The sequence below is a fragment of the Sphingobium sp. TomTYG74 genome (genome assembly GCF_055393875.1).
In genome coordinates this window covers 507,105-531,785 of sequence record NZ_AP027342.1, presented here as the reverse complement: position 1 = coordinate 531,785, position 24,681 = coordinate 507,105, and the positions used below count along the sequence as shown (strand labels likewise).

The following is a 24,681-nucleotide window of genomic DNA, read 5'->3' as shown; positions in this document are numbered from 1 at the left end:
GATGGAGGAGGCATCGTTCAACGACATCAAAATACGGATATCGCCTAATGCCCGCTGTCTTGTTCGATCCGAAGACCCTTCTCGATACGGCAGGACCGCCGAAAGTCATTACTCCCCGGCTGTCCGATACCGTTCTACGGGCTCGTTCGGCGTCGATCACCTCCGGTTCCAATCCCTCGAACCGTTTTGGCATATGGGAGTGCAGCCCAGGCCGTTGGCGCCGGGAAGTGCGGCAGGCTGAATTCTGTCATTTCCTCAGCGGGCGCGCCACGTTCACACCAGACGACGGACCTCCACTGGAAATCGCCGCAGGAGACGTGGTCCATTTTTCCGCATCGACGCAGGGTGTCTGGGAAACGCATGATGTCTGCGTCAAGCTATTCATCGTCTATGACGAGGGCATCGGACAGTGACCAAGTCGCGCGCCGTTTCCAATGGCCCAGAAATCCAAACGATTGAGGGCGACTATTGGCTATCCACATCTGGCGATGATCTTAAAGTGCGTCCCCCATTAGACGGTGATGCTCTTGTCGATGTTGCTATTCTAGGTGGCGGATTTTCGGGTCTGTGGACCGCCTTTTTTCTACTGACCGAGAATCCCGGCCTTCGGGTTGCAATCGTCGAAAAGCACTTCTGTGGCTATGGGGCATCGGGCCGCAACGGCGGCTGGTGCTCTCCGCGCTTTCCGGTGGATGCTGGCCCCCTTATCCGGCGCTATGGCATGGACCTGGCGCGGCAGACGATCCTTGCTCAACAACGCTGCGTCCGGGATTTCCCGGAACTCCTCGCCAAAGCGGATATCGATGCCGATTTTCGGCGAACCGGGCTGCTGAGCCTGGCGCGAAGCCCGGGGCAGATGGCGTCGCTCGTCTCCACCTTCGAGACTTTCGCCAAGCTTGGACTTTCGGCTGACAGCCAGCTGCTGGGCGCCGATGAAGCTCATGAAAAGGTTCATGTCACGAAATTGTCGGGCGCGTTGCGATCCATTCACGGGGCAAGCCTTCATCCCGGCAAGCTGGTGCGCGGGCTGGCGGGGGCGGTCGAGCGAATGGGGGCGACGATCTTTGAACAGACGCACGCCTTGACGATCCGGGGTGGAGATGACGCGGCGATCGTCACGGAACGTGGCACCGTTCGCGCCCGGCGTGCGGTCGTAACGGCGGGGGAGGCCTATATGACGGATATGCCCCAATATCACCGTGACGTGCTGCCAATGTCGTCGATGATCGTGCTGACGGCACCGCTGACGACGTCGCAGTGGGACGCCATCGGCTGGGCCGAAGGCGAGTGTTTGAGTTCCCAGGTCCACACGAAGAATTACCTGACACGGACGCGCGATGGCCGGATACTCTATGGCAGCCGAGGTGCGCCCTATCGCTTCGCATCGGACATGGCGGAACGCGCGTTGCAGGATGAGGAAACCTTTGCATGGATGCGGTCCACCGTGAAGGAATGGTGGCCCGCCCTGCATGACATCTCGTTCACCCATTCGTGGGGTGGTTATCTCGGCATTCCGCGCGACTGGATGCCCTCGGTCAATTTCGATCCCGTCAGCCGGATCGGGCGACTATATGGCTATACGGGCCGCGGCGTCGCGACGAGTGCGATGTGCGCGCGCCTGCTGGCGGGACGGATCGGGGGATGGACCACAGGCCTGGAAGGCCTGCCGTTCCATCGACCGGAAGCGCCGCGCTGGGAACGGGAGCCGCTGCGGTGGGCAGGCGTTCGATATACGCAGAACGCACTGGAGCGGGTCGATGAAGCGGACGATCAGGGTCGTGCACCGCCGATCGATGCACGGCTCGCCGAATATCTGACCTCGCAATGATCGCGGGAAGGGGCGCCGATCATGCGGGCGCGATGATCATGCAAACCATCTCTATGTTCAGAAATTCATCGCCCCCTAACGCGAAGACTCGCGCCCCAGGCCGGATTCCTTTACGCCACCAAATGGCGCCATCTCTGCCGAGATGACCCGCGTCATCCGGTCGCCGTCACAAGTGAAGGCCAGCTATCGCTTGTCTAACGAGACAGCGTGCACCCCAACTCGGTAGAGGACGCCCGCCCTCTACCGCCCAATGCCACCGATCAGACGCGCGTGCCCCATGGCCATTCATGAAGCACCTGCAACACGTCGGTCGCAATCTCGTTCACGGCCCGGTGAGCTTGATCGAATGCCGCTTGCGTGAGGCATATGGCCCCCGCATCGGAATTGGCGATGGCAATTCGGCCGACACGTTTCCGGCCGACGACCCACGGCCGATCTTCGGGTGCCCAGTCCGGGTCGTATAGCGAATTGGCGCAGGCGGCGTAGCCGTGGGGATGACGGTTGACGGTGATTGAAACGATATCCCGATCAACGTCGAAACCGACCGGCCCGAACGCGGTACGGAGCAGATCCCGCGTCGCCGCCTCGATCGTTTCGATATCCGTCGCCAACAGTTCCGCGCGCCCGGCGCGGAACTGGTCCTTCGCATTCAAACCCGGGCTGGTGGGAACCTTTGAAAGGTGAATCGGCATGGGATCCGAAGGCGTCTCGGCGGGTCGATATCCCCCGACCTTGGAGGGCCAATCCACACCGATCGTGTCCCACCAGAAGGTGTTGCCGGGACAGCTGACGGCACCGATGCCCAGCTTGGCCAGCATTTCCCAGTTGCGGACGACGGCTGTCCCGTACACCAACGGCATCCGCACCGCATTGTGCAGCGCCGCTTTCTGAGGCTCTGGTATTTCCGGAGCGATATAGGGGATGATCGCGTTGTAACAGGCCATGACGACGGCATCTGCGCGCACCATTTGCGCCTTGCCGTTACGGATGTAACTAATCTCAACGCCCGTCGATTTTTCAGGGGTTCCACTGTGCACCACACGTCCGACGGTACTGTTCAACCTTATCCGAACGTCATGTTCCGGCCGGTCCAGCTGGCTGTAATCGGTGCGGGTGAGCACGGAATCCTCTTGCGTGCTGCCAGGCAGCGCCGAGGGGATCAGCCACCTTATCAACAATTTTGCCAGCCCATGATTTCCATCCGGGAAATGAATGTCATCGCCCTCGCCATCCGGTAGCCAGCTTTGCGGCCTAGGCGTCTCGATCCCGAGTTTGGCGAAACCGGGCAAGCCACGCTCGAATGCGTGCATGGCACTGATCGTATCAATGCCGGCTGCCCCGTTGACGCCGCTGTGGATCTCCTTGATCATCATGGTGATGACTTCCGGGTTCACCTTCACATGGCGGGTGAGATAGTCCGCATAGCTCGTCTTTTGCAGCAAGGCGGCCTTTTCGGTCGCTGACATGCCCGCCAGATAATCCACCGGCCGCGTGTTCAAACGAAGCAAATCGTCCTTTGTGCGCTGGGACAGGGGAGCCTTGGCCAAAAATGCGGACCATGCCTTAGGGTTCGATCGATCTGCTCCTTCAGGAATATCGACCACCAGCTTATCGACGCCGAATGTGGCCTTGTCGAACAACACGGCCCGTTTAAGGTTGAATGCCGTATCGAGTCCACGCCAGACGCTGCGAGGTCCCGCCGCCGCCCGAAAGCGTTTAATATCGACGCCCACATCCGCCAGCAATTGGCGTCCCTCGGCCGTGTATGCGCGCGGGCTGAGGATGTACATTGTCCCACCATAACCGAGCACGGTACGCCCATCGACATCCGTCTCGTTACGGCGGGCATGGCCGCCAAAATCATCGTGATTATCGAGGATCAGGATTTTCGCTTTGGGAAACTTCTTTTTCATGAAGTAGGCCGAAGCCAGCCCGCTCATCCCGGCGCCGACGACGACAAGGTCATAACGCTCGCCAATGTCGGGTGCTTCCTTGAGTGCCGAGCCATCCCGAATAGCATGGGCTGCTTCGAATGAAGCCGGGTGGCTGCCGCGCATTCCGGTCAGCGTGGGCGGGTAATAAGTGCCCGGCGGCAAGGGAGGCGACGATGCGGTCGGCTCCGTCGCCGCCTGTGCGATCGTGCTGATCCCGGTGCCGCCCAGGATGGATGCTCCCCCAACAAGAAATCCGGTACCCCCGACCAACTGGCGGCGGGACAAGCCGGGCTCACGGCCGTTCTCATGTTGGTCGTCGTTCATGATCGCATCCTTGGCTCTGTAAAATTGACTTCTTGTTGACAGCGTCAGTCACGGTTTGGCGGGCCGAATGGGGCGTGGTTCATGATCGCTCCAGGCCCTGATTTTGCCATCGACCACCACGAAAACCCCTGTCACACGGAACGGGACCTGCTCTCCGGTTGTCAGCAAAGACGTGTCTTCGCGATCATTCACGACGACATTGCCGCTCTCATAGGCGCTATGGACGCTGATCCGGTAGCGCTGACCGTGAGCGAACAGCCCGCGCAGCTTCTGGGTGACAGCGGATTTGCCGCGCCCGGGATCGTCAAATTCACCGAAACTAACGACCGCGTCATCTGCGAACAGATCGGCCAGGCTATCGACGTTGGGGGTTGGCGATGCGATACCCGCCAGCAATGCCCCCACCACCGTGCGAGCGGGCACAACCGGCGTTTCGGCCTTTGCGGGCAGAGCTCCCGCGAGGGCGATCAAACCGGTCCATCCTGCCAGGCTCGCCGATGAGAATGCCACCATGAGGCCACCCCGAATTTGCTTCGCCTTCATTCTGCGCCGTACAAATCGACAGATATGTACCCGGAAGGTCATTGTTTGAATATCGCTTGCAGAATGAAGGCGCGCGGCCGCCAGGACGTGCCAGAAAATACGGGCCAGCCCTGACTGGGACGGGTACGAGTGAGAAGCTCGCTGGAATTGAGCAGATTATCGACATAGAAGGAAAGACTGAAGCGGCCGACCGTCGTGCCGATACGGGCCGTCACATAGTCCCGTGCGGGAGGCTTCGTCAAAGCGGGGTCATAAGATGTCGTCGCGGGATCCAACTGAGCGGTCAGACCAGCGAAAGTATCGATATGCTGGTAATCGACCCGCGCGAAGCTCTTGTTGCCCAAGGCCTCGAAATTATACTGCCCACCGACGGCCAATGTCCACTCGGGAGCGCCCAGAGATTGCCCGCGGCTGACGATCAGCGCTGGTCCGCTCGGCGGCGCGATCGCCTTCGTCAGGCGTGCATCGGTGTAGGCCGCCGCCAAATTGACGTCGAAATCATTGCCGATCGTGGTTTGAAGTTGCAGGTCAAAACCCTTGCTGCGCGCTTCGCCCAGATTATCGATGTAGCGAAAACCGCAGACCGGTAGCGATATAGCCTGCTGAATGCCCGTCCATTTCACATAGTAAACACTCGTGGAAACGCTGACATCGCCTAATTTGTTCTTTGACCCGACTTCATAATTCCAGGTTACGTCCCCATCATAGGATGAGGGCGCCTGATTCAGCCCCAATTGCGCCAGATCGGATGCGCATGGCGTCACCGGGATCGGAGCGTTGGCGCCACCGATGCGAAAGCCTTTGGAGGCGGTGGCGTACACCATGTTGTCAGGATCGATCTGGAAAGCAAGGCTGGCGCGGGGAGTGAAGGGCTTTTCGGACTGCTGGCCGGTCGATCCGGTGGGGCCACCATTAAGGGGGCCGCCCTGGTCATTCTGGAACTTGATCTTCACCTTCGCATAGCGCGCGCCGAGCGTGAGTTTCAATCTGTCCACAAATTCCCAGGTCGCCTCGCCAAATATGGCGAGCTGGGTATCCTTGACGCTATTGGTCCCGAAATAGTTCAGGTCTCCTACAAGGGATGAACCGTAGTAATCCTCGTAGCTGATGCCATATAACGCCTGGATGAGGCGCTCACCCATGGGATCGACAATCTCTTCATAATTTTTATATCGGTTGTTGCTGTAAAAACCTCCGATAACCCAGTTCAAACGTGAATCAGTGGCTGACTGAACGCGAACTTCCTGAACGAAATTATTCTGACTGTTGTTGATGTGCGCTTCGGAAAAATAATCGCCTATCGGAAGCCTGATCCCCATCGACGTGCCCAGCGAGCCAAAGTCATTGAGCGTAGGAAGGCCCACCGAATCATAGAAGCGCGCCAGATAATCGGTTCCGCTATAGCCAGTACGCTGTCGGCGTCTGAACCAGGAAGTATTGGAAAGAACGGTGACGGCGCCGAGGTTCAGTTCTGCCTTGATGGTCGGCAGATACCAGCTGTCACGGTTCGGCACGACGGTAGCGTCGGTAGTTCGAAAATCGCCCCCGCTGATGTCGGATGCCGCGATATTGAAATAATTCTCTCGCTCCTTCGTATATTGATATTGAAGCGAAGGCGTGATTTCCAGATCACCCAAAGCAAAACGAACGGCGCCGCGCAAGGACACTGTCTTGCGGGAATTGGCGTCTTTCTCGTCGACCTGGTATGTTCGCCAATCGAGCTGGTCGATCCAGCCGCCATCGCGCCGCGCGAAGGCACTGACGCGCACGGCGATCTTGTCCTCGACGACAGGTATATTGAGCGCGACGCCCGTCTCTGCGTCGAAATCACCCTTCGTGATGGCGCCGATTTCGCTGCGAGCGTAAATCTTTGTCGAAGACAGGGAGGGTTGGGGCGTGATGTACCGTACGACGCCGCCCTGTGCGCCAGCACCGAACAAGGTTCCTTGCGGACCACGCAGCACTTCGATGCGATCCAGATCAAAGACCGTTGGCAAGGCATTTTGCGAGAGGATACCAATATTCAGAAGCTGAAACGGCGTGTCATCAATGTAGACACCTGTCGTTGGAGCACCAGCGGACGAACTGATCCCCCGTACCGCTACGGTGCGCGTATCGACATCTATGGTGACGCCGGGCAGTTGGCGCTGGAGATCGTTGAAAGTCTTGATGCCCTGCTGATCAAGCTTGGTCTGGCCATAAGCGCTGATGCTGATCGGAACTTTGGAGGCGCGCATTTCCTGCCGCGTCGCTGTGACGACAATATCATTGCCGATGTCGTTTATACGAGCATCAGACGGCGACGTTGACTGTCCGGCAGGTTGACTATCCCCTTGGAGTGGGGCGCCATGAACTGCTGTAGAAGCCAAACCTAAACCCGCTACTGCCACACTTGTGAACAAGCGCAGACGATGCCTTGTAAGCTTCATTTGAATCCCCTCTACAAGTCGAAGTCTCGCTGAGAGGTCATTCCTCTTCAGGACACTGTTCCGCCCTTAGACGATACGATCCACGGTCTGCGTGCAACAGGTTTTTGCACGCTTCTCTCTGGTTAGGGCATGCGGATATGCAGCGAAGCGGCATTTCTTCGCTGATATTTTTTCCTTTTAATTCAGTATGCTTTCACCAAAAAGATCGCGATATGCCGGGCGAAGCATCTGTCACTTACGACAGGACCAGTGATATTCCGACACCACCTGGGTAGCCGTTTACACCATCATATGGCGAGGCCGAGGGATAGAAGAAAAATCGCATCTTGGATCAAGAGGCGCCGGATGACAGAAGCTGCTGTCCGCGAGAGGAATGAGTTCGAAATCTTATGCCGTGCCATTTTTCCCCGGCCGGATATCGGACTATTCAGAAAAGGCCGACGAAGACTATTTTGGCGCCGAAACGGGCGATGAATATAAAAGGACAGGGAACGGGGATGAAAAACCGCAATTGGGTAGGGTTCAGTGGATCGGCCTTGGTATGGTTACTGTCCACATCGCCTGTTTTTGCAGAGCAAACCTACGCAGATCTTATCGTTACCAACGGCAAGATCGTTACAGTGGACCCAAAGGACAGTATCGTTAGCAGCGTCGCCGTCGTGGGCAACCGGATCGTCGCCGTCAGCGACGACGTCCAGGCGTGGCGCGGTCCCGCGACCAAGGTGGTCGATCTGCGGGGGAGAACCATGCTGCCCGGCTTCATCGACGCGCATTCGCATGTCGAAGGCATGGCCAACGTCGAGGCCAACTTCATCAATATCCAGGCGCCGCCGCTGAAGGACGGCAAGGCGATCATCGCCAAGCTCAAGGAAGCGCAGGCCAAACTGCCGCCGGGCGCATGGCTGGTTGGTCAGGGGACTTATATGCAGGTCATGCCTTCGCGAGCGGAACTAGACGCGGCATTTCCGGACAATCCTGTACGCCTGGACTGGAGCGCACACGACAAGCTCATCAATCATAAAGCTGCGGTTGTGATGGGGATGGACAAGAACTGGCCGGAGCCCCCGGCAAGTTCAGGCGGCCGCTATGAACGCAATGCGCAGGGCGAAGTGGTGATCGTGCGGGATGCTCCGGCCCCGTGGCCCAAAAACCATGAGTTCACCTATCCCGAGATGAAGGAAGGCGTGCGAAAGATATTGGAGGACTTTTATCTTAAAAAAGGCGTCACCACCGTCTCCGACATGTCTCCCCCGAAAACCTACCTCGCTTATCAGGAATTGCGCAAGGAAGGCCGGTTGCCGACCCGCGTGCGTGTGAACTATGTCCTCCGAAACCCGAATGCCACGACTTCCCTCATGGAAGGGGCAATTGCCGCAGACCAGCTCTTGCCGACCGGCATCACGACCGGGATGGGGGACGACTGGATTCGTGTCGGAGCGATCAAGTTATTCATGGACGGTGCCTGGGGAACGACCGTGGCGCTCTATCGGCCGCAATGGAAAGGTGCTGGTACGACCTGGGTGCCCAACAATTACGGCACACCCATGATGGATCAGAGCCAACTCAATGACATCGTCCTAAAGGTCCGGCAGGCTGGCTGGCAGATTCAAATCCATGCGAATGGCGATCGCGCGCAGGATATGACGCTTACAGCCTACGAAAACGCCAACCGACTGTCTCCGAAAGCCGACGCGAGGGACCGCATCGAGCATTTTGGTCATTATCTGACGATCGACCCTCAACGCACGCAGGAACGATTGGCGCGTTTGCAGCGCGACCATGTCATCCCCTCCCCACAGGTCGCCTTTCTGTGGCGATTGACGGACGTCGGTATGAAGGAACCGAACGTCAAATTTTTCGCGATGAAAACGCTGATTGGTCTCGGTCTGCATCCTCCTGGTGGCGTCGATACAGTCGGCACGCAAAATTTTGCGACATATCCGCTATTTTCCATCGAGCGGGCCGTTCATCGCGACACGAAATATGGGAAGATCGTGCAGCCGGAGGAAGCGATCAGCGTGATGGATGGCATCCGCATGTTTACGATCTGGTCGGCCGAAGCGAATTTTATGGAAAAACAGCTAGGTTCGATCGAAACGGGCAAACTTGCTGACTTCGTCGTGCTTGCGCAGGACCCACTGACGATCAGCGCTGACAAACTCAGCGACATTCCTGTCGATATGACAATCCTGGATGGCAAGGTCGTTTATCAGCGGTGACGATCGAGGCCCGTCACCTCGCTTCATGAACTCGACACCGATGCGTCGGCTCCTTGAGCGCACCGCTCAGTGTACCCTTGGACGGTAGTAATGGCTGGACATCAAAACGGAAATAGTGCAGGTCTGGCGCCAAATATCGACCCGACCGATCACGCATATGATTATCCACTTCTTCTAAAATATCTTCTGGCGACAGCGCTGGCTCGCGATCCTGCGCAAGAGATCGTTTATCGCGATCTCGTTCGGCATGACTATCGAACGCTGCGTGATCGAGTCGGCCGCCTGGCGGACGGGCTGACGGCCCTTGGCCTGAAGGCCGGGTCCATCATCGGCGTATTGGATTGGGATAGTCACCGCTACCTTGAAGCCTATTTCGCGATACCCGGGATGGGTGCGGTCCTCCATATGGTGAACGTCCGTCTGTCGCCGGAACAAATCCTCTACACGATCAATCACGCGGCAGACGACGCCCTGTTGGTGCATGTCGACTTTCTGCCGATGCTGGAAGCGATTTGGGACCGTGTCGAGACGGTGCGCACGATCGTGGTGATCACCGACGACGGGCAGCTGGTCCAAACCAGCCTGCCGATCGCCGGGGAGTATGAGAAGCTGCTCAACGGCGCATCGCCGGAATTTCTGTTCCCCGATCTCGACGAGAACAGCAGGGCGACGACCTTTTACACGACTGGCACCACCGGCCTGCCAAAAGGCGTGTTCTTCAGTCATCGGCAACTGGTTCTGCATACGCTGTCACTGGCAACGACACTCGCGAGTTCGCCCACGCAGGGAAGGCTCGATCGCGGCGACGTCTACATGCCGATCACGCCCATGTTTCATGTCCACGCATGGGGCTTTCCCTTCGTTGCGACCATGCTTGGGCTGAAGCAGGTCTACCCGGGACGATACACGCCCGATATACTGATAGCCCTGCAGCAGACTGAGAAAGTCACCTTTTCGCATTGTGTGCCGACGCTGCTGCACATGCTGTTCGCCAGCCCGGAAGCAGCGGCCGCCGACTTCACGGGTTGGAAGGTGATCGTCGGTGGAACTGCGTTGTCGAAGGGATTGGCATATGCTGCGCTCGAACGCGGCATCGACGTTTTCGCAGGCTACGGAATGTCCGAAACATGCCCGGTTCTCACCATCACGCAGGTTACGCGGGATCAGTTGCAAGAAGGCGGCGTCGCGGAGGTTGAGCTTCGGACCCGCGCCGGCATGCCTCTCCCACTGGTGGAACTACAGATCGTAGATGCCGATATGCGTCCTCTCGCACATGATGGGGAAAGTGCCGGAGAAATCGTTGCACGGGCTCCGTGGCTGACAAAGGGCTACCTCGCCGACCCTGGCAGTTCCCAAGCGCTTTGGCGGGGCGGATATCTGCATACCAATGACATCGGCGTCATCCATCCGGACGGTTATCTCCAGATTACTGACCGCATGAAAGACGTCATCAAGACCGGAGGCGAATGGATATCTTCGCTTGAGATCGAGGACATCATCTCTCAGCACCCAGGCGTGAGCGAGGTTGCGGTCATTGGCATCCCCGACGCCAGATGGGGTGAACGTCCGTTGGCCATCGTCGTAGTCAAGGCAGGGCATGCCGAGGCCGTTTCGGAAACATCCATTAAAACTCAGGTGCAGGATTTTTGCGAGCGTGGCATCATCTCAAAATGGGCCGTGCCGTCAACGGTGCTGTTTTGCGATGCGCTCGAGAAAACAAGTGTCGGCAAGCTCGACAAGAAAGCGTTACGCCAGCGATATATAGGCAGTTGAGAGGCGCTGAACGCCTTGTCGTGCGAATGAGCCGCGATCTGAGTAAGGACTCTCATTGCGGCGACGATCAAATCCGATCAAAGATGAGTCGCTGCATGGGGGCATTCGCGATCTCCGCCATGAACAGATGATGATCGGCGAGGTTTATCGCGAGATGGGCGATGCGCCCATTGGTGTCAGGGGAGGTGATCTTCCAGTCGAGAACCAGCGGCTAATGCGGGGCGGCAGGCTGCGCCTGACCGCAGGGCGATGATCCCAGCAGCAGCGCCGCCGCCGATTCTTTCCAGCGGGACGTCAGATTGCCTTGGTTCGCAGCGACGGCAACAAGCTTTAGTGCGGCGGCGAGGTGTCGCGTCAGCTTCTGCGCGTCATCACTGGCCCAGAAGTGCGCGAAGAACAGGCGCGGTTCGATCAGCCTCCGACGCCCTGTTTCATTACTTTCCCCTCAGACGAGGAGGACATAGGCCGCCCCCAAGCCAGCGCACGTAAACAGGACCGGGATCATGCCGACCTTGAAGCGGAAGACGGCGATCGCGGCGCCGACGGCCAGAACAAGCGCCGGAAGGTTCAGCGACGCCAGAACGGGCATATCGAAACTGCTGCCCAGGAGATTGATCGGCCGTACTTCGTGGAACAGGGTATGGATCGCGAACCATAGCGCCAGGTTCAGGATAACCCCAACCACGGCGGCGGTGATCACGCCCAGCGACGCCGAAAGTGCCTGGTTCCCTCTCAGCCTTTCAACAAAGGGCGCGCCCGCGAAAATCCAAAGGAAGCAGGGCACGAACGTAACCCAGGTGGTGAGGATCGCCCCCAGCGTTGCCGCCACGAGCGGGTTCAACCCGGTCGCTTCGCGAAATGCCGCGAGGAAGCCGACGAACTGCGTCACCATGATGAGCGGCCCGGGCGTCGTTTCCGCCAGTCCCAGACCATCCAGCATCTCGCCGGGGCGCAACCAGCCAAAGGTGCCTACCGCCTCTTGTGCCACATAGGCCAGAACCGCGTAGGCTCCGCCGAAGGTCACGACCGCCATCTGGCTGAAGAAGGTCGCGATTTTGGTGAAGACATCGTTGGGTCCCGCGAAAACGAACAGCAGGACTACGGGCGCAAGCCAGAGGAACAGCAAGGTCCCCGAAATCTTGAGCGACCAGAAAAGGTTCGGCCGGGCGTGATACGGCAGCCCTTCGCCAAGTGCGGTGTCGCGGTCATGGACAATGTTGCCGCGGCCCGATCCGTGGCCGCCGCCGCCCTTGAACGCGGGAAGACCCGCTCGGCCGCCAATATAACCGCCCAGTGCGGCCGCCAATATGATGACGGGGAAGGGCGCGCCCAGGAAGAAGATGGCTGCGAAAGCTGCGACCGCGATGCCCCGCATGACGTTGTTCTTGAGTGCGCGGGAGCCGACGCGAACAACCGCCTGAACGACGACCGCCAAAACTGCGGCTTTGAGGCCGAAGAAAAGGCCTTCGATCAAAGGCGCATGACCAAGCAGCACGTAAATGTAGCTCAGTGCCAGGATCGCCAGGAAGCCGGGGAGGACAAACAGGGCTCCTGCGACCAAGCCGCCCTTGGTCTTGTGCAACAGCCAGCCAATATAGGCCGCCAGTTGCTGCGCCTCTGGACCAGGCAGCAACATGCAATAATTGAGCGCGTGCAGGAAGCGTTCCTCACCGATCCAGCGTTTCTCGTCGACAAGGATGCGGTGCATGACGGAGATCTGACCTGCTGGTCCGCCGAAACTCAGGGCGGCGATCCGTGTCCAGACGCGCACGGCCTCACCAAAGGCGATTCCATGATCTCCGTGCGAAACAGCGATGCCGTCGTCAAGATCGGTGATGGTGGTGCTCATCGGTCGGACTTTCTCGTGCTGAAATAGGCGTGGAACTGGTTGAGCGCCTCGCTGGCGGTGGCAATGCGGTGGAGATCGTCGTCAGTCGATGCGCAGACACCCGACAGCATGGCGCCGACGCCCGCCGTTTCCGGCCGGGCGAACTTGCCGTCGCCAATGTCCAGTTCATGGATGATCTCGCCGATCGCCACGAGCGCGTGATCATTCATCAGGTTAGCGCGCAACATCAGCGTCTCGAAGCTGCAACGATCGCCTTCATGTGTAAATTCGGCATCGACCATGTCGAAGCGCAACTCGCCCTCGACGGGATCATAATGGCGGCTATCGACGAATTTGAATCGGGCGTCCCGGTCGATGAAGCGCCGGATCAGCCAGGCGCAGGCGATGCGATCGACATGGACGCCGCTGCGCGTGACCCAAGTACGGCCGACAAGGTCGATCGGCTGTGGCGTGTCCGCCCGTTCGGCTCGGTTTACATCGGGATGTTGATAACGTTGGCGGTCCAGTTCCGCCAGCGCCGCCTCGGCGTCCTGACGACCATGAGCGCCGAAGAAATCCAATCGGCTGACCTCTTCCATCCGTTTTTGCAGGCGCGCAATATCGGCGCCGCCGGGCGGCCCCGTATCCAGCAAACGGCGCGCGGCCTGCGCGATCTCGTCATAATCCGCATCTCGCGCGGTATCGAACAGCGTGCGGACGTCCAGGTCGGTCTGGCCAACCAACAGCCGGGCCTCGATGAGGGTGGCTTCGCCGCCATTTTCCGTGATCTCGGTCAGAAGCTCCCGGAACGCCGCCTCACCCTCGGCCGAGCGCGGCAGGACGTGGACGGCATTTTTGAGAGGAACGGCGCCAATCGCTTGCAATCGCCGCCAGATTTTCACCCGCAGATAGGGCGGCTTCGCGGGAAGCTGATGCAGAAGGGCAAGCCAAAGGCTGGTATCGGTGCGAATCATGATGCATATGTATCATCCAAGTGAAATTGATGAAATATACATATCAATGTTTCGTATATGAATGCTTTGCATACAGGCTTTGCATAGCTGAATGCGATTTCTGTACTTTTCGGCATGGGCCGATGGCAGATAGTGTCTTACAAAATCGCATTTATCGGGATTGAAATGGGCACTGCCGCACAGGAAGAGACGTTTTCAGACATTCGTGAGGGCATCCGCCGTCTTTGTGCGCGGTTTCCCGGCGCCTACTGGCAGGAACTGGACGCTGAGCGGCGCTATCCCACGGAGTTCGTGACCGCGCTCGCTAGCGAAGGCTGGCTTTCGGTGCTGATCCCGGAAGAATATGGTGGCTCGGGGCTTGGGCTGGCTGCTGCAACGGCGGTGCTGGAAGAAGTGCATCGCTCAGGCTGCAACGGCGGCGCGGCGCATGCGCAAATGTACACGATGGGCACTGTCCTTCGACACGGGTCGGAGGAGCAGAAGGCGCGCTATTTGCCCAAGATCGCGTCGGGGGAACTGCGCTTACAGGCATTCGGCGTCACCGAGCCGACGAGCGGCACTGATACGACCCGCATTCGGACATTCGCCAAGCGGGATGGCGATGACTATGTGGTCAACGGCCAGAAGATCTGGATCAGCCGCGCTGAACATTCCGATCTCATGGTTCTGCTGGTGCGCACGACGCCGCGCGAGGAATGCGCCAAACCCACCGACGGCATCAGCGTGCTCTTGGTCGACATGCGCGACGCGGTGGGCAATGGCCTCACCATCCGGCCGATCCGGACAATGCTGAACCACGCGACGACGGAGTTGTTCTTCGACGATCTGCGGGTGCCAGCGGAGAATTTGATCGGCGAGGAAGGCAAGGGCTTCCGCTACATCCTGTCGGGCATGAACGCCGAACGCATCCTGATCGCGGCGGAGTGCATCGGCGATGCGCGTTTCTTCATCGATCGCGCGAGCGCCTATGCGAAGGACAGGTCGGTATTCGGCCGTCCGATCGGCCAGAATCAGGGTATCCAGTTCCCGATCGCGCGGGCCTATGTGCAGACGACCGCCGCCGCTGCCATGGTTGATAAAGCGGCAGCGCTGTTCGATGCGGGCGTGCAGCCGGGCACGGAGGCGAACATGGCCAAGATGCTGGCGTCCGAAGCATCCTGGTTTGCCGCCGACATGTGCGTCCAGACCCATGGCGGCTTCGGCTTCGCGGAAGAATATGACATCGAACGCAAGTTCCGCGAAACGCGCCTCTATCAGGTCGCGCCGATCTCGACGAACCTAATCCTCAGCCATGTGGCGACACATGTGCTGGGCCTGCCGAAGAGCTTCTGATGGGAAAGGTGCTCGAAGGCTTGCTGGTCGTCTCGCTCGAGCAGGCGGTGGCCGCGCCGCTATGCACGAGCCGTCTTGCCGAAGCGGGCGCGCGAGTCATCAAGCTGGAGCGAGCGGAGGGAGATTTCGCGCGCGGCTATGACTCGGTCGTCCATGGCGAAAGCGCCTATTTCGTCTGGCTCAATCGCGGCAAGCAGTCGCTGCGCATCGACCTCAAAGACCCGGTCGACGCGGCGCTGGTCGAACGGATGCTGTCGAAGGCGGACGTTTTTGTCCAGAATCTTGCGCCCGGTGCGGCAGCGCGATCGGGGTTCGGATCGACTGATCTGCGCGCCCGCTATCCGCGCCTCATCACCTGCGACATCACCGGCTATGGCGAAAGCGGCGAAGCGGCGGGGATGAAGGCCTATGACTTCCTGATCCAGTGCGAAGCGGGGCTGGCGAGCATCACCGGCACGGCCGACGATCCCGCGCGCGTGGGCGTGTCGGTCGCTGATATCGCCTGCGGAATGAACGCCCATGCCGCGATCCTTCAGGCGCTGATCGAGCGGGGACAGACGGGTAAGGGGCGTGGCATCGCCGTGTCTCTGTTCGACGGGCTGGCCGACTGGATGACGGTGCCGCTGCTGCACTATGATTATGGTGGGAAGGCTCCGTCGCGCGCTGGGCTGAAGCATCCATCGATCGCGCCCTACGGTGCATTCCCGACCGCCGATGGATCGCAGATCGTGGTGTCGATCCAGAATGAGCGGGAATGGTCGAAATTCTGCGCCACGGTGCTCGGCGACGCGGCTCTTGCGACTGACTCGCGCTACGCGTCCAACACGTTGCGTTGCGCCAATCGCGCTGAACTGGACGCGCTGGTTGGTCGTGTTTTTGCAGCCGAAATGCCGGAAGCGCTGATCGCCCGGCTGGAGGCGGCTGGCACCGCGTGGGCGCGGCTGAACGGCGTCGATGGCCTGTCGCGGCACAGTCAGCTTCGCCGGGTCACCGCCGACACGCCGACGGGGCCAGTCGCCTTGCCAGCCTCACCCATAAGGTGGGATGGGGAGGAAGCGGTCGCGCTGCCAGTTCCGGCTTTGGGCGGTGATGACGAAGCGATACGCGCGGAGTTTCTGTGACCGAAGCGGCCGAACATCGCACCGATATAGCCGCCGCTCGTCAGGCGCACTTGCTCGCCGCGCTGCTGGATCATGACACGCCGCCGTGGCGGCCGGGCGAATTGCCGCTGCTCGCGCACTGGCTGCTGTTTCCGCCGGATACGCGGCAGTCCGGTATCGGGCCGGATGGGCATCCGCTGCGGGAGGACGATGGCCTGCCGCGCCGGATGTGGGCGGGTAGCCGCGTTCGCTTCCTTGCGCCGATCATGCTCGGCAGCGAAGTGGAGCGGGAGACGAGCGCGATCGCGGTCAATGACAAGCAGGGGCGATCGGGGCGGATGCGCTTCGTCACCCTGCGTCACTTGTTGAAGGTGGACGGCCAAGTCTGCGTAGAGGAAGAGCAGGACATCGTTTATCGCGAAGCCGGGCGGAGTGGGGCTCCTCTTCCGCCCGAAACGGTGACTCCTGCGCCGCCAGTAGCGCGTGTGGCAACGATCAATCCTGTGCAGCTTTTCCGCTTCTCGGCTCTCACCTTCAACGCGCATCGCATCCATTATGACCTGCCTTATACGCGAGAGGTCGAAGGGTATCCGGGGCTGGTCGTCCATGGCCCCTTCATCGCGACTTTGCTGATGGATCATTTCCTGCGCCACGCTCCGGCCGCGCAGGTTGCAAGCTTCTCCTTCCGCGCGCAACGGCCGATTTTTGCGGGAGAGCCGTTTACGCTGGGCCTGTCGGGCGGCGACTTGACCGCTATCGATCATGCGGGTGGGCTGGCGATGCAGGCGCGGGTGGAAACGCGTTAGCCTCAGCTATGCTGCCAGGTTGGTCAGCTTTCTAACATCCGGCAGAGAGGCGAGATCAAGTGCAGCCATGGCGAGCGCGTCGGCCTTGTCTGCCCTAAGCACCGGAGCGGCAAGCGCCATAAACTTCTCCAACAGCTTGTCCTTGCTGAGGAAATTGGATGGCTCGCCCAGCGGCACGACAACCTTGCGGCCGAATGTCTGGCCGCGTGCTGTGATGGTGATTTTCCCCGACATGTTGGTGGGGAATTCAGCCTCGATCTCCGGGTCGTGGATGCAATCCACTTTGGGCAGCATCGCGCGGATTACCGGGTCATTCAGCCGCCGATAGCTGTCCCACTCCATTGCGCCCGTCACCAAAGCGCAGGAGAGTACGAACGGCGCGCTGAACTGCGCATCCACGATATTGCGCGGATTGCGCTTATGCTCGATCGGCGCGCCGACCAGCAATAGGCCCGCGTTCGACAGGCCATAGGTGATGCTGTCGACTTCGTCCGGCTGCAATCCATGCTCTGCCCGTAGCGCGAGCACTGCGTCGATACCGGCATGGCCGTAGCGACAGGATGGATAGGGTTTGATGCCAGTATGCATCAGTTCGTAAATTGATCCGAGGTCCTGCACGACCCGTTCTGGGCGCGGCGAGGGCGCATAGCCTTGAAGGAAGCCGTGGCGTCCCTCGATCGCTTCGCCAGGCCCCTTATAGCCATTGCGCGCCAACGTCGCAGCGGTCAGGCCAGCCATCGCAGCCCAGCCCACCTGAAACGGCTTGGTCTGCGCGCCATCGGCCAGGAACTGGAGACTGCCCGCGCTCTGGCTGAGCGCAATGCCCAATGCGGAGCTGATCCCCGCCGCGTCGAGGCCGAAGATGCGCGCCGCAGCGGCAGCAGCGCCGAACACGCCGCAGGTCGCGCTGGGATGAAAGCCACGTGCATAATGATCGCCCGCCGGCAGCGCCACCGCGATCCGGCAGCATGTCTCATAGCCTGCGACGATGGCGGCGAGAATGTCTGCGCCGTACGCTCCGGTTATCTCCGCTGCGGCAAGAGCGGCCGGGATTACTGGCGCGCCGGGGTGCAATGTCCCGGCGGCATGGGTATCGTCAAAGTCGAGCGCGTGGCCCAGTGCGCCATTGAGCAACGCGGCGCCCGCCGGGGCATAGCTGGCTGGATCGCCATACACTCTGGCCGCGCCGTTATGGAGCCCCATTGCGGATACCGTGGCGAGCAAGGGGGGAGCGACCGCTGCCTCGCTGCGCGCTCGGGCGATGCTGCCGATGAGGTCGAGCAGCAGAAGGGGGGTGCGATCGACAACCTCCAGCGGAAGGGAATCTATCGAGACGTTGGCGCAAAAATCCGCCAAGGCTTCCGTGATTTTCATCATCTCACCGGATGACGAAGGGGTTCGACACGGGCGAACCAAGGTCGATCCACACGCTCTTGGTCTGGAGATATTCGTCCATTGCCTCTTGGCCGCTTTCGCGGCCGATGCCACTACGCTTCATGCCGCCAAAGGGGGCCATGAAGCTGACGGCGCGATAGGTGTTGACCCAGACCGTGCCTGCTTCGACCCGTTCCGACATGCGGATGGCGCGGCCGATATCCCGCGTCTATACCCCAGCGGCGAGGCCATAAGGGCTGTCATTCGCGATCGACAGCGCCTCTTCCTCATCATCGAACGGAATGATGGCGAGCACAGGCCCGAACACTTCCTCGCGCGCGATCGACATCTGGTTGTCGACGCCGGTGAAGATGGTGGGTTGCACGAACCAACCGCCTTCCAGACCCGCAATCGTGGGCAGCCCGCCGCCCAGCACGCACTCCGCGCCTGAATGACGCGCGCCCGCGATATGATCGAGTATCTTGCCCCGCTGCGCCAAGGTCGTCACCGGTCCTACTTGCGTATCGACAAGCTTCGGATCGCCGATGCGAGCGGTGTCGGCCAGGGCGACGAGGCGCTCCACCACCTCGTCGTGGACATTGCGCTGCACGAGCAGGCGTGATCCGGCAATGCAGGTCTGGCCCGATGCCGCGAAGATGCCGGACACCGCACCATAGACGGCGCGTTCGAGGTCTGCATCGCCGAAGATGATGTTGGGCGACTTGCCGCCCAGTTCCAGCGTGACCTTCTTCAAGTTTTCGGCCGCCGAGCGATAGACGGCCATGCCGCCTGGCTCGCCACCGGTGAAGGCGATCTTGGCAATGTCGGGATGCTTGACCAAGGGCTCGCCACATTCCTGGGGCAGGCCGGTCACGGTGTTGACGACGCCCGCAGGGAACCCCGCGCGTTCGAAAAGTTCAACAAAGGCGAGCGTGGAACAGGAGGCATGTTCGGACGGCTTTATGACCGCCGTATTGCCCGCCGCCAGCAATGGCGCCAGCTTCCACGCGAGCAGCAACAGGGGCGAGTTCCACGGCGTGATGCAGGCGATCACCCCCAGCGGCTCGCGGCGGGTGAAGGCATGCATCGACGGCTTGTCGATGGGCAGGACATGACCCTCAATCTTGTCGGCCAGGCCAGCGAAATAGCGATAATAAGCGGGCAGATAGCCAAGTTGCGCCCGCATTTCCGCGATCAGCTTGCCATTGTCATGCGTCTCGATCTGCGCCAGCCGTTCCGCCTCTTCAGCGAGGATGTCGGCAAAGCGGTAGAGCAGGGCGCCGCGCGCGGTTGCGGTGAGGCCGCGCCACTCGGGCGAGCGGAAGGCGGTGCGCGCCGCCTCCACCGCTGCATCGACATCGGCAGAGGTGCAGCGCGGAATTAGCGCCCATGCCTCACCCGTCGCAGGATCAAGGCTCTCAAGCCATTCGCCGCCCGTTGCGTCGCGCACGCTACCCGCCAGCAGATTGCGGAACCGGACCAGATCCTCAGCCATCACACATTCTCCCCAAGCCTACGTGGGCCGCTGCTTCAGTTCGGCCCAAAGCCCAGATGTTCGCGCATGCGCGCTTTCAGCCATACACCGTCGCGCGCGGGCAGGGCACGCGGCGTTTCTTCATGGACAATGCGGATGACGATGAGGCGCGGTCCTTCGCCGATGGTGCCGATCGCTTCGCGTGCCCGAGCAATGCCAGCCTCGTCCGTGACCTCGAAACATTCGGTGAAGCCGCAAACGCGCGCCAGTTCGGCCAGGTTGATGCCTGCTCCCGCATGGCTCATCTGGCCGCCCGTCTCGCCATAATGGCCGTTGTCCAGCACGACGATCGACAGGTTCTTCGGCTGCTGCACGCCGATGGTGGCGAGGCCGCCAATGCCCATCAGCTGCTCGCCATCTCCAGTGACGACTGTCACGGGCCGATCCGGCTGCGCCAGAGCCAAGCCTAGCCCGGTCAGTGCCGCGCCGCCCATGGCACCCCAGAGGTAGAAGTTGCCGGGATGATCGCCCGCCGCGAAGACATCATAGGTTGGCGAGCCGAGGCCCGTGACGATCAGCATGTCCTTGCGATCGGCGAGCAGGTCCGCCACGGCCGGGCGGCGGTGGAGACGGTTCACTTCAGCCATTTCTTGGCTCCCAGCATGCTTGCGACAACAGGATGGCGATCGGCTGATCGCTTTCAAACGCCATGGTGGCGGCGGAGGCCATCATGGGGGCGAGGTCTTCCAGCCGGTCGATGCGTATGGTGGTGACGCCCATGATCTCAAGCGCGGCCGGCGTCGCCCGGCCCATCGAAACCTGCCACGGGTTGAATTCCTGAAACTCGCCGCGCATGGTGACGATGGTCAGGAACGGAATGCGGCAGCTCGCCAGCAGTGAGAGCATGTTGATGCAGTTGCCAACGCCGCTCGATTGCATGAGGAGAGCGCTGCGCTCCCCGCCCAGCCATGCGCCGGTGCAAAGCGCGATGCCCTCTTCCTCGGTAGTAAGAACAACGCTCTTCATGTTCTCGGCGGCGCTGCACATGCGGATCAGGCGCGCATGGGCTGCGTCCGGAACATAGCTGACCTGCCGGATATTTGCCTGCTGCAAGGCGTCAAAGATTATCGGTGCCCAGGGGGAGTCGGCGTGCGCCCCTGTTTCCGTCTCGCTAATGGTTGACATGCGGTCCTCAAAGTGGATTTCGCAAAGCCTATTGCGGCATTTGCTAAACCAATAGGAACAATCTACGCGTCCAGCTATGTCGGTTAGGCATGATAGAAAGGTGCGTGCAGGTGGATTTCCGGCGGCTTGAACATTTCCTGAAAATCGCCGAACTCGGCTCGCTCAGCCGGGCGGCTGACAGGATGCGGATTGCCCAGCCCGCTCTTAGCCGCCAAATGCGCATCCTGGAGGAAGAGGCTGGCACGCCCCTATTTTACCGCCATCGTCGGGGCATGCAGCTCACCCCGGCTGGTGAGGAATTACGCCAGCATATCGCAGGGCCAGTACGACAAGTCCGGCAGGCTTTTGACGACATACGAAACCGCTCTGCGGAGGGGGGCGGCCAGATTGCCCTCGGGGTTCCGCCTACGGTCAGCTATATTCTGGCCGGTCGCCTTGCCCGCCGTGTCGCGGAGCAGGCGCCCAATATATCGCTGCGGATCGTCGAGGGCTATGCAGGGCATCTCATCGACTGGCTGCAACGAGGCGAGATCGATGCGGCGCTTCTGTACGGCCCGGCTTCCGATTTCCAGATGAATGTCGCGGAAATGCTGTACGAGGAATTGGTGCTCGTAGGCCCGTCTTCCTCCGATCTGGACCCCGCCGTTCAAGTTCCGATCCAGGATGTCGTCAAGCTGCCCATCGTATTGCCCAGCCAGTCGCACGGGCTTCGGCTGATCGTGGAGGCGGCGGCGCGCAAGGCTGGGGTGCCGCTCAACGTCCGATTTGAAGCGGACTCCTTCCTGGTCCTGAAGGAGTTGGTGGAGTTCGGGCTTGGCTATACAATATTGCCACTGTCCTCCATGAGCCGGGAGGTTGATGCAGGCATCCTGCGCTATGCGCCGATCGGTCATCCGCCCGTTGTTCGCCAGCTGGTGCTCGGGATGCCGCGCGAGGAGCAACTGACCCGATCCACGCGTATCATCGTTCGGCTGGTGCGCGAAGAGATCAAGCATCTGGTGGATAGCGGCGTCTGGAAAGCGCAGCTCCAATATTGATTTTTCAAGCCCCGGCGCGGTGCGGGCATAGCGATCTGGCATAGGTCCCGTTAGCTGTTCTATGACTATCAACACGGCGTACGGCCTATTCTGCCGCGATGCCGGGTTGTAAAAATAGTGGGGAGGACAGCGTTGGATAGGCGGGAAGCCGAGCCATCGGCCCGGATGAAGCGGAAGGTGGCGCGCGTTCTGTCCCTCAATGATTATGAAGCGCTTGCGCGTGCGCACTTGCCGCGCCCGCTGTTCGGCTATGTCGCTGGCGCATGCGAGGATAATCTGACCGTCGCGGCCAATCGGGAGGCGATGCGCCGTGTCACCTTCGTTCCCCGGGCATTGCGGGACATGGCGGGCCGGACCCAGCAGGTCTCCTTATTCGGCCAAACCTGGACTTCCCCGTTCGGCATAGCACCCATGGGTCTATCCGCCCTGATCGCGATGCGCGGAGACGTTGCTCTCGCATGTGCCGCCCATGCCGAAAATGTGCCGATGCTGCTCAGCGCGACGTCGCTCATCCGGCTGGAGGAGGTGCGCGCCGTCTCGCCCTCTTGCTGGTTCCAGGCCTATCTTCCCGCTGATCGCGACTGGATCGATGGTGTGGTCGACCGGGTTGCGGCGTCAGGTTTCGGAACGCTCGTCATTTCCGTCGATGTGCCGGTGCTGGGCAATCGCGAGAATTTGATCCGCGAACGTTTCTCCACGCCCCTCAAGCCTTCTCTTCGACTGGCGATGGATGGCCTGCTGCATCCTCGCTGGCTGCTCGGCACATTCGCGCCGACACTGATCCGCCACGGCATGCCCGCCTTTGAAAATTCCAGCGCTACGCGCGGCGCGCCCGTGATCGCCCGCAATGCCGAGCGCAGCTTCGGGCAGCGCGACAGGCTGACCTGGGATGGCATCAGATATATTCGCGACCGCTGGCACGGCAATCTGATCATCAAGGGGTTGCTTCATGCCGAAGATGCCAGGCTGGCGCGGGAGGTTGGCGCGGACGCCATCATCCTGTCGAACCATGGCGGTCGGCAGCTCGATGGCGCGATCGGCACGCTCGACGCCTTGCCCGCCGCCGTCGCCGCCGCAGGTGACATGCCCGTCCTGATCGACAGCGGCTTCCGGCGCGGCAGCGACATATTGAAGGCGATCGCGCTGGGCGCGCGCATGGTACTGATTGGGCGTCCCTTCCTCTATGCAGCGGCGGTCCATGGGGAAGCGGGGGTACGTCACGCCATCGGCCTGCTGCGTGCGGAGATCGACCGGAACATGGCACTCCTCGGCACCAACTCGCTCGATGAGCTTGGGCCGGACTATCTCCACCGTACGGACGGAGCAATCATATGACAGAGACCGACCAGCCCCGCGCTTGCCCCGGTCCGCCTGCCGGGCAGGGTCCGCCGACCCGCTTCCTGATGCCCGCAGGCGCGATCGACACGCATTGCCATGTGATCGGTCAACCGCCCGAATATCCATTTGCCGCGGAACGGTCCTACACCCCGCCGCCTGCGAGCGCGGAGGCCTATCTGGCGATGCTGGATGCCGTCGGCTTTGCCAAGGGCGTACTCATTCAGGTCAGTGTGCACGGAACGGACAATCGACTGCTCTGTGAGACCCTGTCGGCGCATCGTGAGCGGCTGCGCGGCGTTGCCGTCATGCCTGCCGATCTACCCGGCCGAGCCTATGCCGAGGCGCATGAGGCGGGAGTGCGCGGCCTTCGCCTCAACGACTTCATCCGCGATGGTGGGGGGCTCTACGGCGGAGGAATAGGCTTCAAGGATCTGGAGCGGTTCGATGCGCTGGCCTGTGAGATGGGCTGGCATCTCCAGCTCCTGCTCGACGGCCGTGAGCTGGTGGAACTCGCCCCGCGCATCGCCCGTCTTCGCTGCCCCTGGATCATCGATCATATGGGGCACATCCCTTACACAGCGGGCATCGATCATCCGGGTTTCCAGATGCTGGTCCAACTCGTCGCCGACGGCGGATGGGTCAAGATTTCGGACGCATTCCGCATGTCGGAACAGCCGGACTATCGCGATTCCATCCCCTTCGCCCAGGCGCTGGTCGCCGCCGCCCCCGATCGCTGCGTCTGGGGATCGGACTGGCCCCACGTCGCGCAATGGCGGCCGATGCCCACGGTATCAGGACTGCTCGATCTGCTCGCCGAGTGGGTGCCGGACGAAACGGTGCGCGACCGCATCCTGGTGGACAATCCGGCACGTTTCTACAACTTCTGAAAGGTTGCGACAAAAGGCTCGGTGATCTTATCCGCCGTCAGCACGATCCGATATTCAGGGCCAAGGCCCCGCACCTTGATCCAACAGACAAATTTTCCGGTCTTGCGATTGTGAAGGATGTGCGGGCGTTCGGGGAAGACGCTGGCATTTTGTGCAATGGCAGAGGAAACATGGTTGGCGCAAATCATCAGCGCCAACTTCAATGTGAACGGACTTCCCCGCATCATGTCTCACCTCTCACGAAGACATGCTTAGCCGACCTTAAAAAGAACGGAAACGTGCGTTTTATCGCCATT

Annotated in this window: 18 protein-coding genes and 3 pseudogenes; 10 read left to right on the top strand and 11 right to left on the bottom strand. The window is 60.7% G+C overall.

Features of this window, described 5'->3' with window-relative positions:
* Window positions 1-47 precede the first annotated feature (47 nt).
* Both ACZ5TB_RS15460 and ACZ5TB_RS15455 read left to right on the top strand, forming a co-directional pair.
* Window positions 48-413 (top strand): cupin domain-containing protein, encoded by a 366-nt coding sequence (locus ACZ5TB_RS15460; RefSeq protein WP_464792587.1) that lies wholly within the window; start codon window positions 48-50, stop codon window positions 411-413.
* Window positions 410-1,828, top strand: coding sequence for an NAD(P)/FAD-dependent oxidoreductase (locus ACZ5TB_RS15455; protein WP_464792586.1), 1,419 nt, complete (start codon window positions 410-412; stop codon window positions 1,826-1,828). The genes ACZ5TB_RS15460 and ACZ5TB_RS15455 overlap by 4 nt, the downstream gene beginning before the upstream one ends.
* A gap of 19 nt (window positions 1,829-1,847) precedes the next feature.
* On the opposite strand, the pseudogene ACZ5TB_RS15450 reads toward ACZ5TB_RS15455, so the two are convergent.
* The 4 genes and pseudogenes from ACZ5TB_RS15450 to ACZ5TB_RS15435 all read right to left on the bottom strand — a co-directional run.
* Window positions 1,848-1,975: pseudogene (locus tag ACZ5TB_RS15450) on the bottom strand (aldehyde dehydrogenase family protein); the annotation flags it as partial.
* Between the two features lie 113 nt (window positions 1,976-2,088).
* A complete protein-coding gene (locus tag ACZ5TB_RS15445; protein ID WP_464792585.1) occupies window positions 2,089-4,086 on the bottom strand; it encodes an NAD(P)-binding protein in 1,998 nt (665 codons plus the stop codon).
* A 48-nt stretch (window positions 4,087-4,134) separates the two neighbouring features.
* On the bottom strand, window positions 4,135-4,629 hold the full coding sequence (locus tag ACZ5TB_RS15440; RefSeq protein ID WP_464780206.1) for a nuclear transport factor 2 family protein: 495 nt from the start codon (window positions 4,627-4,629) through the stop codon (window positions 4,135-4,137).
* Window positions 4,630-4,667: 38 nt separating this feature from the next.
* Window positions 4,668-6,866, bottom strand: coding sequence for a TonB-dependent receptor (locus ACZ5TB_RS15435; RefSeq protein WP_464792584.1), 2,199 nt, complete (start codon window positions 6,864-6,866; stop codon window positions 4,668-4,670).
* A gap of 644 nt (window positions 6,867-7,510) precedes the next feature.
* Between ACZ5TB_RS15435 and ACZ5TB_RS15430 the strand changes: the two genes are divergently transcribed.
* Entirely contained in the window at window positions 7,511-9,277 is a 1,767-nt protein-coding gene (locus ACZ5TB_RS15430) for an amidohydrolase (RefSeq protein WP_464792583.1), read from the top strand.
* 90 nt (window positions 9,278-9,367) lie between these two features.
* Window positions 9,368-11,050 (top strand): long-chain fatty acid--CoA ligase, encoded by a 1,683-nt coding sequence (locus tag ACZ5TB_RS15425; RefSeq protein ID WP_464780209.1) that lies wholly within the window; start codon window positions 9,368-9,370, stop codon window positions 11,048-11,050.
* Window positions 11,051-11,495: 445 nt separating this feature from the next.
* Here the strand turns inward: ACZ5TB_RS15425 and chrA are convergent, their stop codons facing one another.
* Both chrA and ACZ5TB_RS15415 read right to left on the bottom strand, forming a co-directional pair.
* A complete protein-coding gene (gene chrA, locus ACZ5TB_RS15420; RefSeq protein ID WP_464792582.1) occupies window positions 11,496-12,899 on the bottom strand; it encodes a chromate efflux transporter in 1,404 nt (467 codons plus the stop codon).
* A complete protein-coding gene (locus tag ACZ5TB_RS15415; protein ID WP_464792581.1) occupies window positions 12,896-13,852 on the bottom strand; it encodes a chromate resistance protein ChrB domain-containing protein in 957 nt (318 codons plus the stop codon). The genes chrA and ACZ5TB_RS15415 overlap by 4 nt, the downstream gene beginning before the upstream one ends.
* 165 nt (window positions 13,853-14,017) lie before the next feature.
* Here ACZ5TB_RS15415 and ACZ5TB_RS15410 point away from each other — a divergent pair, with 165 nt between their 5' ends.
* Genes ACZ5TB_RS15410 through ACZ5TB_RS15400 form a run of 3 tightly spaced genes read left to right on the top strand, consistent with a single transcriptional unit; the run spans window position 14,018 to window position 17,090 of the window.
* The gene (locus tag ACZ5TB_RS15410) at window positions 14,018-15,184 is read left to right on the top strand and encodes an acyl-CoA dehydrogenase family protein (RefSeq protein ID WP_464793264.1); all 1,167 of its coding nucleotides are present in this window, start codon (window positions 14,018-14,020) and stop codon (window positions 15,182-15,184) included.
* Complete coding sequence (locus ACZ5TB_RS15405; RefSeq protein WP_464792580.1) at window positions 15,184-16,305, top strand: CaiB/BaiF CoA transferase family protein; 1,122 nt, start codon at window positions 15,184-15,186, stop codon at window positions 16,303-16,305. Before ACZ5TB_RS15410 ends, ACZ5TB_RS15405 begins: the two co-directional genes overlap by 1 nt.
* Complete coding sequence (locus tag ACZ5TB_RS15400; protein ID WP_464792579.1) at window positions 16,302-17,090, top strand: HTD2 family dehydratase; 789 nt, start codon at window positions 16,302-16,304, stop codon at window positions 17,088-17,090. The genes ACZ5TB_RS15405 and ACZ5TB_RS15400 overlap by 4 nt, the downstream gene beginning before the upstream one ends.
* Before the next feature lie 6 nt (window positions 17,091-17,096).
* On the opposite strand, the gene ACZ5TB_RS15395 is transcribed toward ACZ5TB_RS15400, so the two are convergent.
* The 4 genes and pseudogenes from ACZ5TB_RS15395 to ACZ5TB_RS15380 form a co-directional block, all read right to left on the bottom strand.
* Window positions 17,097-18,467, bottom strand: coding sequence for an MmgE/PrpD family protein (locus ACZ5TB_RS15395; RefSeq protein ID WP_464792578.1), 1,371 nt, complete (start codon window positions 18,465-18,467; stop codon window positions 17,097-17,099).
* A gap of 1 nt (window position 18,468) precedes the next feature.
* Window positions 18,469-19,959, bottom strand: a pseudogene (locus ACZ5TB_RS15390) (aldehyde dehydrogenase).
* A 35-nt stretch (window positions 19,960-19,994) separates the two neighbouring features.
* A complete protein-coding gene (locus tag ACZ5TB_RS15385) occupies window positions 19,995-20,585 on the bottom strand; it encodes a thiamine pyrophosphate-dependent enzyme (RefSeq protein ID WP_464792577.1) in 591 nt (196 codons plus the stop codon).
* Window positions 20,573-21,123: pseudogene (locus ACZ5TB_RS15380) on the bottom strand (hypothetical protein). Before ACZ5TB_RS15380 ends, ACZ5TB_RS15385 begins: the two are co-directional and overlap by 13 nt.
* 89 nt (window positions 21,124-21,212) lie before the next feature.
* Between ACZ5TB_RS15380 and ACZ5TB_RS15375 the strand changes: the two are divergent.
* The 3 genes from ACZ5TB_RS15375 to ACZ5TB_RS15365 all read left to right on the top strand — a co-directional run bounded on the left by ACZ5TB_RS15375 (window position 21,213) and on the right by ACZ5TB_RS15365 (window position 24,385).
* Window positions 21,213-22,160, top strand: a complete 948-nt coding sequence (locus ACZ5TB_RS15375) for a LysR substrate-binding domain-containing protein (RefSeq protein WP_464792576.1) — start codon at window positions 21,213-21,215, stop codon at window positions 22,158-22,160.
* A 165-nt stretch (window positions 22,161-22,325) separates the two neighbouring features.
* On the top strand, window positions 22,326-23,495 hold the full coding sequence (locus tag ACZ5TB_RS15370) for an alpha-hydroxy acid oxidase (RefSeq protein ID WP_464793263.1): 1,170 nt from the start codon (window positions 22,326-22,328) through the stop codon (window positions 23,493-23,495).
* The gene (locus ACZ5TB_RS15365; protein ID WP_464792575.1) at window positions 23,492-24,385 is read left to right on the top strand and encodes an amidohydrolase family protein; all 894 of its coding nucleotides are present in this window, start codon (window positions 23,492-23,494) and stop codon (window positions 24,383-24,385) included. The genes ACZ5TB_RS15370 and ACZ5TB_RS15365 overlap by 4 nt, the downstream gene beginning before the upstream one ends.
* On the opposite strand, the gene ACZ5TB_RS15360 is transcribed toward ACZ5TB_RS15365, so the two are convergent.
* The gene (locus ACZ5TB_RS15360; protein WP_464792574.1) at window positions 24,373-24,612 is read right to left on the bottom strand and encodes a hypothetical protein; all 240 of its coding nucleotides are present in this window, start codon (window positions 24,610-24,612) and stop codon (window positions 24,373-24,375) included. The two genes, ACZ5TB_RS15365 and ACZ5TB_RS15360, sit on opposite strands and share 13 nt — an antisense overlap.
* Window positions 24,613-24,681: the final 69 nt, after the last annotated feature.

What these genes read in the sequence shown, in the direction of transcription:
- ACZ5TB_RS15460 (WP_464792587.1), top strand. Translation starts at nt 48, where the DNA reads ATGCCCGCTGTCTTGTTCGATCCGAAGACCCTTCTCGATACGGCAGGA.
- ACZ5TB_RS15445 (WP_464792585.1), bottom strand. Translation starts at nt 4,086, where the DNA reads ATGAACGACGACCAACATGAGAACGGCCGTGAGCCCGGCTTGTCCCGC.
- ACZ5TB_RS15440 (WP_464780206.1), bottom strand. Translation starts at nt 4,629, where the DNA reads ATGAAGGCGAAGCAAATTCGGGGTGGCCTCATGGTGGCATTCTCATCG.
- ACZ5TB_RS15435 (WP_464792584.1), bottom strand. Translation starts at nt 6,866, where the DNA reads ATGCGCGCCTCCAAAGTTCCGATCAGCATCAGCGCTTATGGCCAGACC.
- ACZ5TB_RS15425 (WP_464780209.1), top strand. Translation starts at nt 9,368, where the DNA reads ATGGCTGGACATCAAAACGGAAATAGTGCAGGTCTGGCGCCAAATATC.
- chrA (WP_464792582.1), bottom strand. Translation starts at nt 12,899, where the DNA reads ATGAGCACCACCATCACCGATCTTGACGACGGCATCGCTGTTTCGCAC.
- ACZ5TB_RS15415 (WP_464792581.1), bottom strand. Translation starts at nt 13,852, where the DNA reads ATGATTCGCACCGATACCAGCCTTTGGCTTGCCCTTCTGCATCAGCTT.
- ACZ5TB_RS15410 (WP_464793264.1), top strand. Translation starts at nt 14,018, where the DNA reads ATGGGCACTGCCGCACAGGAAGAGACGTTTTCAGACATTCGTGAGGGC.
- ACZ5TB_RS15405 (WP_464792580.1), top strand. Translation starts at nt 15,184, where the DNA reads ATGGGAAAGGTGCTCGAAGGCTTGCTGGTCGTCTCGCTCGAGCAGGCG.
- ACZ5TB_RS15395 (WP_464792578.1), bottom strand. Translation starts at nt 18,467, where the DNA reads ATGATGAAAATCACGGAAGCCTTGGCGGATTTTTGCGCCAACGTCTCG.
- ACZ5TB_RS15385 (WP_464792577.1), bottom strand. Translation starts at nt 20,585, where the DNA reads ATGGCTGAAGTGAACCGTCTCCACCGCCGCCCGGCCGTGGCGGACCTG.
- ACZ5TB_RS15375 (WP_464792576.1), top strand. Translation starts at nt 21,213, where the DNA reads ATGATAGAAAGGTGCGTGCAGGTGGATTTCCGGCGGCTTGAACATTTC.
- ACZ5TB_RS15370 (WP_464793263.1), top strand. Translation starts at nt 22,326, where the DNA reads ATGAAGCGGAAGGTGGCGCGCGTTCTGTCCCTCAATGATTATGAAGCG.
- ACZ5TB_RS15365 (WP_464792575.1), top strand. Translation starts at nt 23,492, where the DNA reads ATGACAGAGACCGACCAGCCCCGCGCTTGCCCCGGTCCGCCTGCCGGG.
- ACZ5TB_RS15360 (WP_464792574.1), bottom strand. Translation starts at nt 24,612, where the DNA reads ATGATGCGGGGAAGTCCGTTCACATTGAAGTTGGCGCTGATGATTTGC.